Origin of the sequence: Microbacterium sp. NPDC096154 (assembly GCF_040302945.1) — a bacterium.
GTDB lineage: Bacteria > Actinomycetota > Actinomycetes > Actinomycetales > Microbacteriaceae > Microbacterium.
In genome coordinates this window covers 354,870-370,719 of sequence record NZ_JBEOSM010000003.1, presented here as the reverse complement: position 1 = coordinate 370,719, position 15,850 = coordinate 354,870, and the positions used below count along the sequence as shown (strand labels likewise).

Below are 15,850 nucleotides of genomic sequence, written 5' to 3'. Positions count from 1 at the left end.
TCGCCAGTGGGCACGACGGCGTCCTCGTCCTGCGCACCGTCGATGGGGTCCACTGTCGGGTGGCGGCGGCGGGTGGCGGCATAGGGTGGCGAGGTGGAGTTCGAGCGAGCGCGTCGCGCGGCCGGGGGATGGACGCAGGTCGAGGCGACCGGCTCGACGAACGCGGATCTGGTCGCGGCCGCCCGGACCGACCCGGGCCTGCCGCACCTCACCGTGCTGCTGACGCGCGATCAGCGCGCGGGGCGCGGGCGGCTTGATCGCGTGTGGCGGGCGCCCGCGGGGGCGGCGCTCGCGGTGTCGGTGCTGGTGCGCGTGCCGGAGGTGCCGCTCGCCGCGCGGGGCTGGATCCCGCTGGTCGCGGGAGCGGCCATGGCGCGGGCCGTGTCGGCGCAGCTGGACGCGCACGAGGTCGGGGTGAAATGGCCGAACGACGTGCTCGTCGACGGACGCAAGATCTGCGGCATCCTCGCGGAGGGCACCCTCGACCCGGGAGCCGTGGTGATCGGTTCGGGAGTGAACACGTCCATGCGCACGGAGGATCTGCCCGTGCCGACCGCGACGTCGTTCGCGGCGCTCGGCGCCGCGTGCGACGAGGATGCGCTGCTCGCGGACTATCTCGGCGAGCTCGACCGGCTGCTCGCCGCGCTCGGCGCGGGGCGAACGGCGCAGGTGCGCGACGCGGTGCGACGGCGGTGCCTGACGCTCGGGCGGGAGGTGACCGTGTCCTTGCCGGATGGCTCGTCGCTGCGCGGCCTCGCGAGCGACCTCGACGCGGAGGGGCGGCTGATGGTGGCCGGACGCGGGGTGTCGGCGGGCGACGTCGTGCACGTGCGCTGAGCACGGGACTCCGCCGGAGGCCGTGCTCGAGCCCATGGCCGGCGGCGCGTGTGTCGCAGGGGACGTGTCGGCGGCCACGGGCACAATGGAGGCGTGAGCCTTCCGACCCCCGCTGCGCGACCGGCGACGCCGCCCCCGGGCACCAAGCCGCCCGAGCTGCTGATCGCGTCGCTGCGCGGGCACGCGGGGCACCTGTTCTGGTCGGCGCTGCTGCTGATCGGGGTCGCGGGCGCGGTCGGCTTCCTCTTCGGCAACCTCACGCCGCCGTTCGAGGACTGGATGCTGCTGGTGGGCGCGGCGCTGCTCGTGCTGCTCGGGGCGGTGCTGCCGTTCCTCACGTGGCTGTCGCGCACGTACACCATCACGACACGTCGCGTGATCGCGCGCCGCGGCCTGCTCTCGCGATCGCGCACCGAGCTGTCACACGCGCGCGGCTACACGGTGGCCACGCGTCGCAGCGTGCTGCAGCGCATGCGGGGCACCGGCACGCTCACGCTGTCGGACGGGGTGGACGGGCACATCGAGCTCAGGGACGTGCCGGGCGCCGCGCTCGTGGGCGAGGTGCTCGCCGACCAGGTCGAGGTCAACCAGATCCTCGCGCACCGCGATTCGCAGGGGCTCGCCTTCGGGAGCTGATCCTCCGGCGACCGCGGCTTCGTCGCGCACCTCGGGATGAGCGAAGATGGATCGGGCCGCACATGCGCGGCACGGCGAAGCGGAGGTGCCATGGGAATGCGGGTCGGCGTGATCGGCGGGGGACAGCTCGCGCGGATGATGATCGCCCCGGCGGTCGAGCTGGGCGTCGAGGTGCGCGTCCTCGCGGAGAGCGAGGGCATGGCCGCGTCGCTCGCGGCCACCGCGGTCGGCGACTATCGGGACGTCGACACGGTACGGGCGTTCGCCCGCGAGGTCGACGTGATCACGTTCGACCATGAGCACGTGCCGCAGCCCGTGCTGCGAGCGCTCGTCGAGGCGGGCGTCGCGGTGCATCCGGGCCCGGACGCGCTGCAGTACGCCCAGGACAAGCTCGTCATGCGCCGCCGTCTCGCCGAGCTCGGAGCGCCGCAGCCCGACTGGGCCGCCGTCGAGGGCGAGGACGAGCTTCGGGCGTTCCTGGACGATCACGGCGGCCGCGCCGTGGTGAAGACGCCGCGTGGCGGCTACGACGGCAAGGGCGTGCGCGTCGTGTCCGATGCGGCGGAGGCCGCCGACTGGTTCGAGAGCTGGGACGGCCCGCTGCTGGTCGAGGAGCTCGTGCCGTTCACGCGCGAGCTCGCCCAGCAGGTCGCGCGTCGCGCGAGCGGCGAGGTCGTCGCCTATCCCGTGGCCGAGACCGTGCAGCGCGACGGCGTCTGCGCCGAGGTCATCGCGCCCGCACCCCGGGCGAGCGAGAGGCTCATGGAGGTCGCGGCGCAGCTGGGTGTGACGATCGCCGAAGGGCTGGGCGTCACCGGCATGCTGGCGGTGGAGCTGTTCGAGACGGCGGATGAGCGCATCCTGGTCAACGAGCTGGCGATGCGTCCGCACAACAGCGGCCATTGGACCCAGGACGGCGCCGTCACGAGCCAGTTCGAGCAGCACCTGCGTGCGGTGCTCGACCTGCCGCTGGGCGCCACCGACCCGCTGTGCGACTGGGCCGTCATGGTGAACATCCTCGGCGGACCCGTCGACGCGGGCCTCACGGACCGGTTCGCCGCGGCCATGTCCGAGCACCCCACTGCGAAGATCCACACGTACGGCAAGGAGCCGCGGCCCGGCCGCAAGGTCGGCCACGTCAACACCGTGGGCGACGACCTCGAGGACGCGGTGTACGAGGCTCGTGCCGCGGCCGGTTTCTTCGCGTAGGGGCGTTCTGCCCGCGCGGGGAGGGGGCGGATCTGCGCGGGTTCCCGGGTCGCATCCGGGAAACCTCAGGCTGGCGGCCTAGCCTGGTGGGCGTGCTGCACTCGACCGATGCCCTCGATTCCGCCGCGCCGCTGATCGGCGTCGTGATGGGTTCCGACTCCGACTGGCGGGTGATGGTCGACGCCTCGGCCGCCCTGACCGAGTTCGGGATCGCCCACGAGGTCGAGGTCGTCTCGGCGCACCGCACGCCCGACAAGCTCATGCGCTATGCGCGGGAGGCGCGGGGTCGCGGGCTGCGCGCGATCATCGCGGGCGCCGGCGGGGCCGCGCACCTGCCCGGCATGCTCGCCTCCATGACGCCGCTGCCGGTGATCGGCGTGCCGGTGCAGCTGAAGACCCTCGACGGTCTCGACTCGCTGCTCTCGATCGTGCAGATGCCCGCCGGCATCCCCGTGGCGACCGTGTCGATCAACGGCGCGCGCAACGCCGGGCTGCTCGCGGCCCGCATCCTGGGCGCCGCCGACCCGGGCGTCGCCGACCGGATCGAGGAGTACGCGCGCGACCTCGAGCGCCAGGTCGAGGAGAAGAACCGCCGGCTCAAGGACTCGCTGTGAACCGCCGCGCGACCGTGAGCCCCGCGAGGGGACCGGTGGCGTGACGGCAGCCGATGTGCGGGCGGCTCGGAGTGCCCGCGACCCGCAGCCGCGGCGCGCGCTGATCGAGCAGCGGCCGCTGCGTCATCCCGACGGCTCGCCCGCCATGATGACGCGTCGGGCGTGGTGGCTCGTGATCATCGGATGGCTCATCCCGGGATCGGCCCAGGTGCTCGCCGGCGACCGACGTCTCGGACGCTTCGGCCTGCGCGCGACGCTCGCCGCCTGGATCATCGCCATCCTGCTCGGCCTCGGGCTCGTGCTGTGGCGGCAGGGCGTCACATCGGCGATGTTCGCGCCGGTGATCGGGCCCATCCTGCTCACGATCGCGCAGGTGCTCGCCGCGGCGTACGGCCTGCTGTGGATCGTGCTCGGTATCGACACGCTGCGGCTCACGCGGCTGGTGAAGACCCGCACCCCTGCGCGTTACGGGATCGCGGTGCTCTCCGTGCTGCTGCTCGTGGTCTCCGGGGGATCCGCGGCGTACGCGGCGGGCTCGATCGGCACGGCGCGCGACACGCTGGGGTCGATCTTCGGCCAGAGCGGACCGAGCATGCCGCCCAGCGACGGCTACTACAACATCCTGCTGCTCGGGGCCGACAGCGGCGAGGGCCGGGACTCCATGCGCTTCGACAGCATCTCGGTGGTCTCGATCAACGCCTCCACAGGGGCGACGACGATCACGGGCATCCCGCGCGACATGCCGCACTTCCCCTTCAGCCCCGGTCCGATGCAGGACCTGTACCCCGACGGCCACGAGGGTCACGCCGACCCGACGTGCGGCTGGGGCTCGGGCATCAACCAGCTGCGCACCGAGGTCGAGCTGTGCCGCGACGGAGCCGCCCTGTATCCCGACGCGGAGGCACGCGGCTCGTCGCCCGGCGTCGAGGCGACCAAGGACGCGGCCGAGGGCATCCTGGGGATCGAGATCCCGTATTACGTCTTCGTCGACATGCACGGCTTCGCCGCTCTGATCGACGCGCTGGGCGGGGTCGAGATCGAGGTCACCGAGCGCCTGCCCAAGGGTGGGGGCCCGGCCTGGGAGGGTCAGCCCGCCGAGGAGTGGGCGATCGGATGGATCGAGCCCGGCGTGCAGCGCATGGACGGCGACACCGCCCAGTGGTACGCCCGCTCGCGCTACACGACGAGCGACTGGGACCGCATGCAGCGCCAGCGCCAGCTGCAGCAGGCGATTCTCGCGCAGTTCACGCCGGCGACCGTGCTGACGCGGTTCCAGGATGTCGCCCGCGCCGGTACGGACCTGGTCGAGACGGATGTGCCGCAGTCGATGCTGTCGTACTTCGTGGAGCTGGGCCTCAAGGCGAAGGAGCAGCCGGTGACGCCCGTCGAGCTCGTGCCGCCGCTCGTGGATCCCGAGCAGCCGGACTACTCGGCGATCCGCGAGATGATCGCCGAGACGCTGCATCCCGCCACGCCGTCTGCGGAGCCGACGCAGTAGGCGTCCTCGGAGCCTGGCTGGATACGCTCGGCACATGACGGTCAGACTCCGCGTCGTGCTCGATCAGCTGGTGTCCGCCACGCATCCCGATCTCGCGCAGGCATCGCGCTGCCTCGCCGACGCACTCGTGGAGACCGCCCCGAACGGGTGCGAGGTGGAGGCGTTGGCGCCGGCGGGCGAACTGCCTCCGCTCGATGGGGTGCGCCAGGTGCGGCGGCTGCCCCTCGGCCGGCGCGAGACGGCGGCCGCCTGGCAGCTGGGCGTGGTCGCGGGCGTGGGCGGCGGGATGATCCACTCGCCGACGCTGATGGCGCCGCTCGTGCGGCACGATCGCGTCAACGATCACGACCAGACGGTCGTGACCCTGTGGGATCTGCGCGCCTGGGAGGCGCCGGACGAGCTGCCGCGTCCGGCCGCGATGTGGGAGCGTGCGATGCTGCGACGCGCCGTGCGGCACGCCGACGCGCTCATCGTGCCCACCCACGCCATGGCGCAGCGGCTGGAGGCGCACGCGAGGCTCGGCGAGCGGGTACGTGTGATCGCGGGCGCGCATCCGGACGGGTTCGCCGTGCCGAGCGATGCCGACGCTCGTCGCCGCGATCTGGGGCTCCCGGCGAGCTTCGTGGCTCTCGCGGGCGGTGTCGGGGCGTCGGACGGGCTCGCCGCAGGGCTGCGCGCCGCCGCGCCCACGGGACTCGACGTGGTGGTCGTGGACGTGCCGGAGGGGCAGAAGCCCGCGGTCGCGGAGCTCGCGGCGGCGTCGGGCGTGAGCGAGCAGCGCGTGCACGCGCGTTCGGGGCTGGATCGCGGCGATCGCGCCGCGATTCTGTCGGCGGCGGCGGTGTTCGTCGCGTCGTCGACGCGCGGCGCCTGGCCGTGGCGCGTCGTGGAGGCCATGGCTCTGGGGACCCCGGTGGTCGCGATCGACAGCGACGTGCACCGCGAGGTGGTGCTCGACGGCGGCCTGGTCGTCGCGGAGGCGGACCTCGAGGACGCCACCGTGGAGGCCGTGGGAGACGGAGCCGGCAGGCTGCGTGTGCTCGGGCGCGACCGCTCGCGCGCGTTCTCGTGGGCGGGCGCCGCCGAACGCGTGTGGCAGGTGCACGCCGACCTGTGACGCGCGGGGATCCCGGCGAGCGGTGGTCCCTGTGCCGTGGCAATTCACATCTGTCACACTGTTCACATGCGTGCCTTGTCCCGGATCCCGTCGACGGCGCCCGTTCGCCGTGCTGCTCGGCGTGCCGGGCGTATCGCCCTGACGCTCGCTGCGAGCGTGGCGCTGGTCGCCGGCGCGCTGCCGGCGCAGGCCATGACTCCCGAAGCGGCCGCGGCCGCGGTCGCGCCGACCCCCACGCCCACGCCGACCTCCGCGGAGTCGACGCCGGAGCCCGCGCCGGTTCAGGACGCGGCCGCGCAGCAGGAGCCCAGCCCCGACACGGAGTATGCAACGCCTCCGGTCGCGACCATCGAGCGCGAGGACCTGTCGGTGGTCGTGGACAGCACGCCGGTGCAGGAGGAGGACGCCGCGGGCGATGTCACGCCCGATGTCGCCGACCCCGGCAACGTGCCCTATCCCGCGTCCGGCGCCTCCTCCGGCACGGGCGACGGCGTCGCGGGCTCGCCGTTCGAGCTGGTGCGCCCCCGCGAGTCGATCGTGTCGGCGGCCGCCGTCGCGGGCTTCGCGCCCGGGAACATCATCAGCAACGCCGTGTTCAGCAACCGCTCGACGATGACACAGGCGCAGATCGCGAGCTTCATCGACGGCAAGGTCGCGAAGTGCCAGAGCGGCTACACCTGTCTCGAGAACTACGTCGAGACCACGCCCACGCGCGCCGGCGACGCCTATTGCGCCACGTACACCGGGGGCACGCGCGAGAGCGCCGCGCGCATCATCTACAAGGTCGCCCAGGCCTGCGGCGTCAATCCGCAGGTCCTGCTCGTGATGCTCCAGAAGGAGCAGGGGCTCGTGACCCACACGTGGCCGAGCGAGTGGCGCTTCACGATCGCGATGGGCATGGGCTGCCCCGACACCGCCGACTGCGACAAGACCTACTACGGGTTCTTCAACCAGGTCTTCGGCGCTGCCCGGCAGATGAACATCTACGCGAAGAGCGGCTACTTCACCCGCTACGCGCCGGGGGGCACGCGCAGCATCCTGTACAACCCGAAGAGCTCCTGCGGCTCGTCGGGCGTCTACGTGCAGAACCAGGCCACGGCCAACCTCTACACGTACACGCCCTACCAGCCGAACGCAGCGGCGCTCGCGGCCGGCTTCGGGACCGGCGACTCCTGCTCGGCGTACGGCAACCGCAACTTCTTCCTCTACTTCCAGACGTGGTTCGGCTCCACGGGCGGCGGCACGGCCGCGGTCACCCAGCCGCTGGTGAAGCTGGGCAGCGAGGTCTGGATCGTCACCGGCTCGCGCCGCTACCACCTCACGCCCGAGGCGTATCCCGAGTACAAGCGGGTCTTCGGCGCGCCGACCGTGGTCACCAGCGCCCAGCTCGGCACGTACACCGCCTCGGGCCGGGCCGACCGCTACGTGCGCAACACGTCGACCGGCGTCGTGGCCTTCCTGGACGGCGGGCAGACCCATCGCTTCCCGTCATGCGGCCTCGTGGGGCAGTGGGGCGGCAGCTGCGGCGCGGGGCTCGTGCAGCTGGAGCCCCGGGAGTTCACGCGCTTCGCCGCTGGCGCTGAGATGAGCGCGTTCGCACGGGTCGCCGGCAGCACACGCGTGCACCGCATCGAGGGCAGCACGCTCGTGCCGATGTTCGACGACGCCGCGATCCGCGCGTACAACGCCGGCAAGACCGCCTACGCCGCGACGATGCCGGATGCGGCTGCCGCGACCTACCAGCGCAGCACCCGCAACCGGTTCGCACCCGGCGAGTTCCTGCTCGTCGAAGGGCAGCCCGAGGTGTGGCTCGCGACGCCCAGCGGCGTGCTGTTCCACCTCCCCAGCTGGCAGGTGGCCGCCGATCTCGGAATGCCGCGAACCGTGACGTCGCGGACCCGCAGCGCCGACCTGAGCGGCTACGTCAAGCAGGGCACGCTCAGTCCGATGGTGACGTGCGCGGGGCGGTCGTACGTCGGCGCGGGCGGCACGCTGCACGCGAGCGCGGTCGGCACCGGGGGGCTGCCGGCGACGGGCCTCGACGGCGCGACCTGCGGCACGCTCGACCTGTCGGGGGCGTCGATGACGAAGGGCATCTTCCTGAAGGCCGCCGGCGCCTCCGCGGTGTACCGCGCCGAAAGCGGCGCGCTGCGCCACGTGCGCTCGCCCGCGCAGCTGGTGCAGTTCGGCGGCGGCGCGAAGCCGCTCATCCTGACCGTGCAGCCGCAGACCCTCGCGCAGTTCCGCATGGGGCAGCCGTACCACCCCGTGGTGCCTGGCCAGTTCCTGACGGCGGGTGGCCCCGAGGTGTACCTGCCCCTTCAGGAGAGCCGCGGCCTCCTGCACCTTCCCCACTGGTCCATGGCGGCCGAGTACGGGCTGCCCGGCAGCGTGGGCGTGCGCGCCGCCGCGTCCGAGGTGGGCTCGTGGGCCCGCGTCGGATCGCTCGGGTGGGTGGCGTCGTGCGGCGGCCGGAACTACTTCGCCGGCGGCGGCCGGCTGCACGAGCTCACGGGCGGCGTGCCGAGCGGGTTCCGATCCGTGGCGCTCGGCGCCGCGAACTGCGCGGCCCTGCGGCTCGACGGCGCGAAGATCCAGAAGGACGTCTTCGTGCAGGTGAACGGCCGTCCGGAGGTCTACCACCTCACCGGGGGAGTTCTGCGGCACGTGGCCAACCCGACGCAGCTCGCACAGCTCGGCGGCGGCCGCACTCCGACGATCGTCAAGATCACCCCGGCCGGTCTGGGGCAGCTGCGGATGGGAGCCCCGTACCGGGCGTGATGCGCTCGACGCGCTCGCGAGGCCCGCTCCCAGGCTCGCAGAAGCGGCTCGACTAGACTTCTGCGGGGCCCACGCCCCATCACCCGACCGTTCAGTGAGGCAGAATCTTGTCACTTGGCTCTCCCGTGGATCTGTCAGAGTATGACGTCCCCGGCCGCGGCAACGGCATCCTCGACGTATTCCGGTGGCGCTATCTGCTGTCGGTGCTGATCCGGAAGGGCACCGCGACGCGCTACCGCAACTCGGTGCTCGGCTGGGTCTGGTCGTATGTCAAGCCCGGCATGCAGTTCGTCATCTACTACTTCGTGATGGGCGTCATCCTGCAGTTCCACCGCGACGTGGAGAACTTCGCGGTCTACCTGTTCTCGGGCGTCGTGATCGTGAACCTCTTCAACGAGGCCTTCGGAAACGCGACCAGCTCGATCACCGACAACCGCGCGCTCGTGCGCAAGATTTACCTGCCGCGCGAGCTGTTCCCCGTCGCCGCGATCGTCGGTGCCTTCATCCACTTCCTGCCGCAGCTCGCGATCCTGCTGCTGGTGTGCATCCTGCTGGGCTGGGCGCCGTCTCTGCTCGCGCTGGCCGGAGTGCTCGGCGCCTTCCTGCTCGTGATGTTCTTCGCGCTGGGCCTGGGGCTGTTCTTCGCCGGGCTCAACGTGCGCTTCCGCGACGCGCAGAACTTCGTCGAGCTCATCCGCATGTTCTCGACCTGGACGTCGCCCGTGCTCTACACCTGGATGCTCGTCAAGGACGCGATGCCTGACTGGGCCTTCTTCGCCTACTCCGCGAATCCCCTCACGATCGCCGTCGAGCTGTTCCACGCCGGGTTCTGGGAGCCCACCACGTCTCTCGCGCACGGCAGCTCGATGATCCCGCACTTCGGCACGGCGCTGCTCGTGGCCCTCGCGTTCTGCCTCGTGCTGCTCATCGTGGGGCAGACGGTCTTCCGCCGCTTCGAACGCACCTTCGCTCAGGATCTGTGATGGCCGACACTCTCATTCAGCAAACCGCTCAGAAGCCGAGCATCATCATCGACGGCGTCTCGAAGCGGTTCCTCAAGCGCAACACGCACTCCTTCAAGGAGGCCTTCGTGTCCTGGATCAAGGGCAAGAAGGTGCGCGCCGACATGTTCACGGCGCTCGACGGCATCTCGTTCCAGGTGGGCGAGGGCGAGTCCGTGGCGATCATGGGCCTGAACGGCTCGGGCAAGTCGACCACGCTCAAGCTCGTCTCGGGCGTGCTCGAGCCGGACGAGGGACGCGTCTTCACGCGAGGCCGCGTCGCGGGGCTGATCGAGGTCGGCGCGGGATTCCACCCCGATCTGTCGGGGCGCGAGAACGTCTACCTGAACGCCGCCATCCTGGGCATGTCGAAGAAGGAGATCGACGAGCGCTTCGACGAGATCGTCGCGTTCTCCGAGATCGGCGAGCACATCGACCAGGAGGTCAAGCACTACTCGTCGGGCATGTTCATGCGCCTGGCGTTCTCGGTCGCCATCCACGTCGAGCTCGACGTGCTCCTCGTCGACGAGGTGCTCTCGGTGGGCGACGCGCCGTTCCGCGCGAAGTGCTCGGCGAAGATCAAGGAGCTCACCGAGCGGGGAGTGACGATGCTCGTGGTCAGCCACAGCGCCAACATGGTGAAGGAGCTGTGCACGCGGGGCATCGTCATCAAGAAGGGCAAGATCGTCTTCGACGGGCCGGTCGCGGACGCCGTAGAGCTGCTGCAGGCCAAGTGAGGACGGGCGCCGACGAATGCGAGTGACCGAAGAGTCGATCGAGCTCGACCCCTACGCGATCCGTGACGCGATCACGGCCGACGTGCGCTTCGACGGCCACCGCGTCTGGTCGGTGACCATCCCGTACGCCGAGGACGGCGTGATCTCGTTGCGGTGGCCGAAGGCCCTGCGTCCGTGGCTCGACGGCCGCACCCGGCTGAGCGTGCACGACTCGGCGACGGGGCGCGAGATCTCGTCGGCCGACGTCCAGTTCGGCACGGCGGGCACGCGCATCGAGGTGGTCGACGCGCGGGGGCGGTGGCTCGCGATGACCAAGTGGGATCGCCTGGGGCCCGTGCTCGAGGGGCGCGAGGACGACATGCGCGGGCGGCTGCTCGACAGCTCGAAGAAGCTCGTGGAGCTGCTGGAGGGCGCCGACTACCCGGTGTACATCGTCGGCGGCACGCTGCTCGGTGTGATCCGTGACGGCGGCATGATGCCGCACGACGACGACGTCGACCTGGCGTTCCTGTGCCGCGAGGACAACCCCGCCGACATCGGTCTGACGAGCTACCGGATGGAGCGCCTGCTGCGCGCCCACGGCTACACGGTGATCCGGCACAGCCTGGCGCACCTCGAGATCACCTTCTTCTCGGACGAGGGCGCTCCCGACTACTACGTGGACATCTTCACGGGCTTCTTCCGCGATGGCGAGTACTGCCAGCCGTTCGCCCTCAAGGGGCCCGAGGTCAGCCCCGAAGACCTGCTGCCGACCCGGCCCCGCCTCGTCGAGGGCGTGGAGCTCCCGGAGCCTGCCAACCCCGAGGCGTGGCTCGAATACGCGTACGGCCCGCGCTGGATGGTGCCGGACCCCACGTTCAAGTTCATCACGCCCCGAGCGACGCGGTGGCGCTTCGAATCGTGGTTCGGCGTGTACAACCGTGGCCGGGTCTACTGGGACAAGAGCTACATCGAGCAGGAGCGCTCGGAGGGCTTCGCCGACGCCACCGCGGCGATCGAGCGCTTCCTGCGCGATGTGCCGGAGGGCGCGCGCGTGCTCGACCTCGGGTGCGGCGACGGCCGGTGGGCTGTGGAGATCGCGCGCACGGGCCGGCGCGTCACGGGTGTCGACTACAGCCTCGAAGCGCTCAGGCTCGCCCGCGCGCACGACGTCGACGGGCTGGTCGACTTCCACCGCGTGAACATCAATGACCGCGCGGCGCTGTATGAGCTCGGGGCACGGATGCTGGCGACGGGCGAGGAGTGGTACGTGTTCGCACACCACTCGGTGCAGTCGCTGACGAAGGTGAATCGCGGCGGGCTGTACCGGTTCTTCGAGCTGGTGCTGCGCGGCCGCGGGTTCGCCGAGCTGATCGACGACACCGAGCTGAGCCCGTTCTACGAGCACGGCAAGCCGTCGACGTGGCACCTGCCGGTCGACTGGCTGCGGCGCGAGACCGCGGAGCGCCATCTCGACCTCGAGGTGGTGGCCCGCGGGATGCGGCGCGACAACGGTCGACGGCGGCCCACCGCGACGGTGCGGCTGCGCCGACGCCCGGGCAGTCTGGCGGCCGCCACCGCGGCGCGCGCACAGCGAGAGGAAGAAGAGAACTGATGAGAGAGCTTCTGCGCCGGCTGGCGCGCAAGATCGCCCCGACGGCCTACGGCAAGCTCGAGGCGCTCAACACCGCCACGCTGACCGGGGGTCGCATCGAGAGCGCCGAGGCCCAGCAGCTGCGCGCCGAGATCGACCAGCTGAGCCGGCAGATCCACGAGATGCGTCAGGACAATCGTCGCGTCGCGGAGCTGTACGACCTGATCTTCGACCGCCTGCGCGACGACAACCCGCTGCGCGGCGCCGACGACCGGCCCACGACGACGCAGGCCGACTGACGCTCGCACGTGAGAAGGCGGCGCGCTCCTGGAGGGAGCGCGCCGCCTTCTCTTTCGGAGGGTGCCCGATTCGGCTGAGGGCCCGCTGCCGGCTCAGTGCCCGATCAGGTGCTGGAGCCGTCCCGTGCGGGGCACGACCCGGCCATCGCCGACCGTGTAGGTGCCGGGGGCCCCGGGCACGAGCGCGGCGAGGCGGATGAGCGCCCGGTCGGTCGACGCAGCGACCTCGAGCTGAGCCCGGCCCTGCGAGATGCGGATGGTAGCGGGCACCTTCTTCCACGCCGAGCGCTCGGCGCGGCGACGGAGCACGCGGTCCGCAGCGCGGCGCACGGCACGCACCGCGCGCCATCCCACAGGGCTGACGTTGAGCCAGACGGTCGTGTCGAACGCCCCGTCCTGATGCGTGGGCAGGCCCGTCACCTCGATCTCGAGGCGCCCGTGGCGGTGCACCGCCGGTCCGGCGGGGCGCACCAGGTCGGTCAGAGGGCGCTCCGATTGGTCGAAGTCGATGACGAGCAGGTCGTTCGGCCGGGCGAATGCCGCGACGACGCCATCCTGATCGATGTGGATGGCGGGCGTGAGGCGGCTGCGGGTCATCCGCTGCTGCACCGTGCCGGCCAGCGTCGTGCGCCCGCTGACCTCCCACGTGCGGCGGGCCAGCGGCGCGCCGAACGCGGCCGTTCGCGGGTCGATGCGCGCCGTGGCACGCACGCCGAAGTCGACGCTCGCGCCGCCGGTGCGCAGCCATGACTCGCTTTCGGTGGGCACCATCCAGGTGATGCGCGTCTTCTTGTCGCGGATGCCGGCCTCCACGGTCGCGCCCGTGAGGTCGTCCGTGACGTCCAGCAGCTCGGGGTCGAACTCGCCGTCGTACTGCGGCGGCAGCGCCTTGACCACGCGATCGCCCTGGGCGCGCACCCGGTGCCGGCGGCCGGTGCTGTCGACCCAGCGCCCGTCGAGCTCGAGAACGAGCACGCCGTCCTCCCAGCGCATCGCTCGGGCGGTGGTCTCGCCCGGGATGTTCGGATCATCCACCGTGAGGCGCTCGAGGAGGTGCCGGTAGCCGCGCCGCAGCAGCTGCGCGCGCATGCGCAGCGTGCGGTTCAGGCAGCCGTCGAGCGACTCCGGCAGGTAGCGCTGCTGGAGCTCCTGCGCGCTCTCGAAGATGAGCTTCTTCTCGGACGCCGGGCGCCCGGCGTAGAGGTTGTTGAACGCGTCCATGACGCGCGACCGGTACTGGTGCTCCAGCAGCCGCAGGCGCTGCGCTTCGAGCCGGTCGTCGGCGAGGTCCGTCGTGATCGCCTCGAGCACCTCCTCGAGCCAGTACCACCACTCGCGCGATGAGCGCACGAACGTGGTCGACCCGCTGCCGGTGGTCGCGAACCAGTGGTAGAACGGCACGCTCGTGAGCGTGGCCACGACCTTCGCGTGCTTGGCGACCAGCACGTTGAAGAAGATGTCCTCCCACAGCACGCGGCCGCCCTCGCGGAACCGGATGCCGTGCTCGACGAGCAGCGCCCGCCGATACATCTTGTGCGGGTTGGTGGGGGAGAGCGCGAACTGCGTGGCGTCGTCGAGCACCTGCGGCGCGTCGGCGCGGTACGTGTCGATCGCCCACGCGGGGGTGTGCGTGCGCGCCTCCTTGCCGTTGAGCGCGTCGGCGCCCGCGGCCTTGGCGAACTCGTAGCCCGCGCGCAGCGCGTCGGGGTAGAGCTCGTCGTCGTGATCCATGTAGACCACGTACTCGCCCCGCGCGAGGTCCGTGCCGATGTTGCGGGGGCGGCAGGGCCATCCCGAGTTCTCGATGCGCTCGACGCGCATGTGCGGGCGCGTCTCGGCGAGCTTCAGCAGCCGCGCGTGCGTGTCGTCGGGCGAGCCGTCGTCGACGAAGATGACCTCCCACTCGTCGCGCGGGAGCGTCTGCGCGTCGAGCGACCGCATGAGGCGGTCGAGGCCCTTGCCGGAGCGGTAGGTCGCGACGACGACGCTGGCCTTGAGGGTGTCGGGGGCGGCGGTCACACGTCCTCCTCGCGCGCGATGCGGGCCTCGACGATCAGCTGGGCCGTCCCGAGGTCCTGCGGGGTGGTGATCTTGATGTTCTCGGGATCGCCCTGCAGGATGCGCGCGGGGGTGCCGGTGTACTCGTGCACGAGATCCGCGTCGTCGCTCACGCGCTGATACGCGTCCTCGGCGGCTCGGCGGTAGGCCTCCTCGAGCAGCGGGCGGTGGAAGCCCTGCGGCGTCTGACCCAGCCAGGAGTGCTGGCGATCGAGGGAACCCTCGATGAACCCGTCGTCGGTCACGAGCTTCACCTGCACGGTCGAGGGGGTGCCGAGCATCGCCGCGCCATGGGCGATCGCCGCGTCGATCACCTCCAGGATGCGCTGCTCGGTCACGAACGGGCGCACGCCGTCGTGCGTCACGACGATGTCGCCGGTGGTGGCCGCGAGGCCGTTGGTGGCGCTGATGTGGCGCTCCGCGCCGCCGTGCACGAGGGTGACCGGCAGCTGGGCCTCGTCGATCAGGATGCGCCGGTACACCTCTTCGTTCTCGGGGCTGATCGTCACGATCACCTCGTCGATCGCCGGCACGCACATCGCGCGCACCGTGCGCTCGAGCACGGTCACGCCGTCCAGCTCGACGAGCAGCTTGTTGCTGCCGAAGCGGGTGCCCTTGCCCGCGCAGGTCACGATGGCGGAGATGCGATGTCCGTCACGCACGGGCGTCTCCTTCCTCGCGCAGCGACGCCGCGAAGGCTCGCAGCCCCGCCAGCTCGTGCTGCAGGTCGTGCAGGTACGGTCCCGGCGCGTCGAACAGCGCCGCGTGTCGTGTGCGCATGTCGCGCGTGTACATCTGAGCGAACGGCGACTCGGGCTCGGCGGGAACCTGGTCGCGGATGTCGCGCCCGAAGACCTCCGCCGCGAGATCGGCGTTCGTGATGGGGGGCGTGGCGATGTTGAGCGCGTCGAGCCCGTTGTCCAGCGCGATTCCGATGTCGCTCCACAGGCGACGCACGTCATAGTGCTGGAACCGTGTCTGGGGCCGGATGTGCTCCACCCGGTAATCGTTGGCGAGGTCGTACACGACGCCCTTCTTCAGTCGCGCGCCGTACAGCTGGGGCAGACGGATGATCGTCGTGTCGATCGCGCCGGCCAGGCGGCGCTCCTGGTGCAGCCGATTGGCGCCGTACGGGGTCAGCCCGTCCTCCGACAGGGGCGTGGACTCGTCGGGCGTGGTCTCGCCCGGATACACGCAGACGGTGGAGATCAGCACCAGCTTGCGGATGCGGGCCGACAGGATGCGGTCCACGAGCTGGTCGATCTCGGCCCGGTCCTCCTCGCCGTGCGAGTTGATGCGGAACGAATCGGCACGGTTTCCCGCCGACACCACGAGGTCGTATTCGCGGCCCTCGATGTCGGCGATGTTCGAGCTGTTGTACAGGTCGTCGAACGGATGGGCGTCGAGGATGTTCGAGCCCACGAAGCCCGTGTATCCGATGAGAGCGGTCTTCGGTGAGTTCACCATCCATTCATCATCTCAGAGCCGAC

Annotated in this window: 14 protein-coding genes; 11 read left to right on the top strand and 3 right to left on the bottom strand. The window is 71.2% G+C overall.

Translation table 11 applies throughout. From position 1 onward, the window contains the following. Window positions 1-93 precede the first annotated feature (93 nt). The 11 genes from ABTW64_RS06365 (at window position 94) to ABTW64_RS06315 (ending at window position 12,302) form a co-directional block, all read left to right on the top strand. A complete protein-coding gene (locus tag ABTW64_RS06365; RefSeq protein ID WP_350620402.1) occupies window positions 94-837 on the top strand; it encodes a biotin--[acetyl-CoA-carboxylase] ligase in 744 nt (247 codons plus the stop codon). Between the two features lie 93 nt (window positions 838-930). After that, window positions 931-1,473, top strand: a complete 543-nt coding sequence (locus tag ABTW64_RS06360) for a PH domain-containing protein (protein WP_350620400.1) — start codon at window positions 931-933, stop codon at window positions 1,471-1,473. Between the two features lie 90 nt (window positions 1,474-1,563). Continuing rightward, a complete protein-coding gene (locus ABTW64_RS06355) occupies window positions 1,564-2,682 on the top strand; it encodes a 5-(carboxyamino)imidazole ribonucleotide synthase (RefSeq protein WP_350620397.1) in 1,119 nt (372 codons plus the stop codon). 146 nt (window positions 2,683-2,828) lie between these two features. Then, complete coding sequence (gene purE, locus ABTW64_RS06350) at window positions 2,829-3,296, top strand: 5-(carboxyamino)imidazole ribonucleotide mutase (protein ID WP_350620530.1); 468 nt, start codon at window positions 2,829-2,831, stop codon at window positions 3,294-3,296. Between the two features lie 145 nt (window positions 3,297-3,441). Next, window positions 3,442-4,794, top strand: coding sequence for an LCP family protein (locus ABTW64_RS06345; protein WP_350620528.1), 1,353 nt, complete (start codon window positions 3,442-3,444; stop codon window positions 4,792-4,794). Window positions 4,795-4,828: 34 nt separating this feature from the next. Then, window positions 4,829-5,911: a glycosyltransferase gene (locus ABTW64_RS06340; RefSeq protein ID WP_350620395.1), complete on the top strand. Its 1,083-nt coding sequence runs from the start codon at window positions 4,829-4,831 to the stop codon at window positions 5,909-5,911. Window positions 5,912-5,977: 66 nt separating this feature from the next. Further along, window positions 5,978-8,692: a hypothetical protein gene (locus tag ABTW64_RS06335; protein ID WP_350620393.1), complete on the top strand. Its 2,715-nt coding sequence runs from the start codon at window positions 5,978-5,980 to the stop codon at window positions 8,690-8,692. Window positions 8,693-8,817: 125 nt separating this feature from the next. Next, window positions 8,818-9,675: an ABC transporter permease gene (locus tag ABTW64_RS06330; protein ID WP_350620391.1), complete on the top strand. Its 858-nt coding sequence runs from the start codon at window positions 8,818-8,820 to the stop codon at window positions 9,673-9,675. Further along, window positions 9,675-10,430: an ABC transporter ATP-binding protein gene (locus ABTW64_RS06325; protein ID WP_350620389.1), complete on the top strand. Its 756-nt coding sequence runs from the start codon at window positions 9,675-9,677 to the stop codon at window positions 10,428-10,430. Before ABTW64_RS06330 ends, ABTW64_RS06325 begins: the two co-directional genes overlap by 1 nt. A gap of 22 nt (window positions 10,431-10,452) precedes the next feature. Next, window positions 10,453-12,024, top strand: a complete 1,572-nt coding sequence (locus ABTW64_RS06320) for a LicD family protein (RefSeq protein ID WP_350620387.1) — start codon at window positions 10,453-10,455, stop codon at window positions 12,022-12,024. Continuing rightward, window positions 12,024-12,302: a DUF6752 domain-containing protein gene (locus ABTW64_RS06315; RefSeq protein WP_350620385.1), complete on the top strand. Its 279-nt coding sequence runs from the start codon at window positions 12,024-12,026 to the stop codon at window positions 12,300-12,302. Before ABTW64_RS06320 ends, ABTW64_RS06315 begins: the two co-directional genes overlap by 1 nt. Window positions 12,303-12,395: 93 nt before the next feature. On the opposite strand, the gene ABTW64_RS06310 is transcribed toward ABTW64_RS06315, so the two are convergent. The 3 genes from ABTW64_RS06310 to ABTW64_RS06300 are packed head-to-tail and all read right to left on the bottom strand — an operon-like array spanning window position 12,396 to window position 15,827. Then, entirely contained in the window at window positions 12,396-14,321 is a 1,926-nt protein-coding gene (locus ABTW64_RS06310) for a glycosyltransferase family 2 protein (RefSeq protein ID WP_350620383.1), read from the bottom strand. Further along, on the bottom strand, window positions 14,318-15,022 hold the full coding sequence (locus ABTW64_RS06305) for an IspD/TarI family cytidylyltransferase (RefSeq protein ID WP_350620381.1): 705 nt from the start codon (window positions 15,020-15,022) through the stop codon (window positions 14,318-14,320). Before ABTW64_RS06305 ends, ABTW64_RS06310 begins: the two co-directional genes overlap by 4 nt. Beyond that, window positions 15,015-15,827 (bottom strand): NAD-dependent epimerase/dehydratase family protein, encoded by an 813-nt coding sequence (locus tag ABTW64_RS06300; RefSeq protein ID WP_350620379.1) that lies wholly within the window; start codon window positions 15,825-15,827, stop codon window positions 15,015-15,017. The genes ABTW64_RS06305 and ABTW64_RS06300 overlap by 8 nt, the downstream gene beginning before the upstream one ends. Window positions 15,828-15,850: the final 23 nt, after the last annotated feature.

Bases quoted from the DNA above. Each gene is read 5' to 3' on its own strand.
- ABTW64_RS06355 (WP_350620397.1), top strand. From the start codon at position 1,564: ATGGGAATGCGGGTCGGCGTGATCGGCGGGGGACAGCTCGCGCGGATG.
- purE (WP_350620530.1), top strand. From the start codon at position 2,829: ATGGGTTCCGACTCCGACTGGCGGGTGATGGTCGACGCCTCGGCCGCC.
- ABTW64_RS06345 (WP_350620528.1), top strand. From the start codon at position 3,442: ATGATGACGCGTCGGGCGTGGTGGCTCGTGATCATCGGATGGCTCATC.
- ABTW64_RS06340 (WP_350620395.1), top strand. From the start codon at position 4,829: ATGACGGTCAGACTCCGCGTCGTGCTCGATCAGCTGGTGTCCGCCACG.
- ABTW64_RS06335 (WP_350620393.1), top strand. From the start codon at position 5,978: ATGCGTGCCTTGTCCCGGATCCCGTCGACGGCGCCCGTTCGCCGTGCT.
- ABTW64_RS06325 (WP_350620389.1), top strand. From the start codon at position 9,675: ATGGCCGACACTCTCATTCAGCAAACCGCTCAGAAGCCGAGCATCATC.
- ABTW64_RS06315 (WP_350620385.1), top strand. From the start codon at position 12,024: ATGAGAGAGCTTCTGCGCCGGCTGGCGCGCAAGATCGCCCCGACGGCC.
- ABTW64_RS06300 (WP_350620379.1), bottom strand. From the start codon at position 15,827: ATGGTGAACTCACCGAAGACCGCTCTCATCGGATACACGGGCTTCGTG.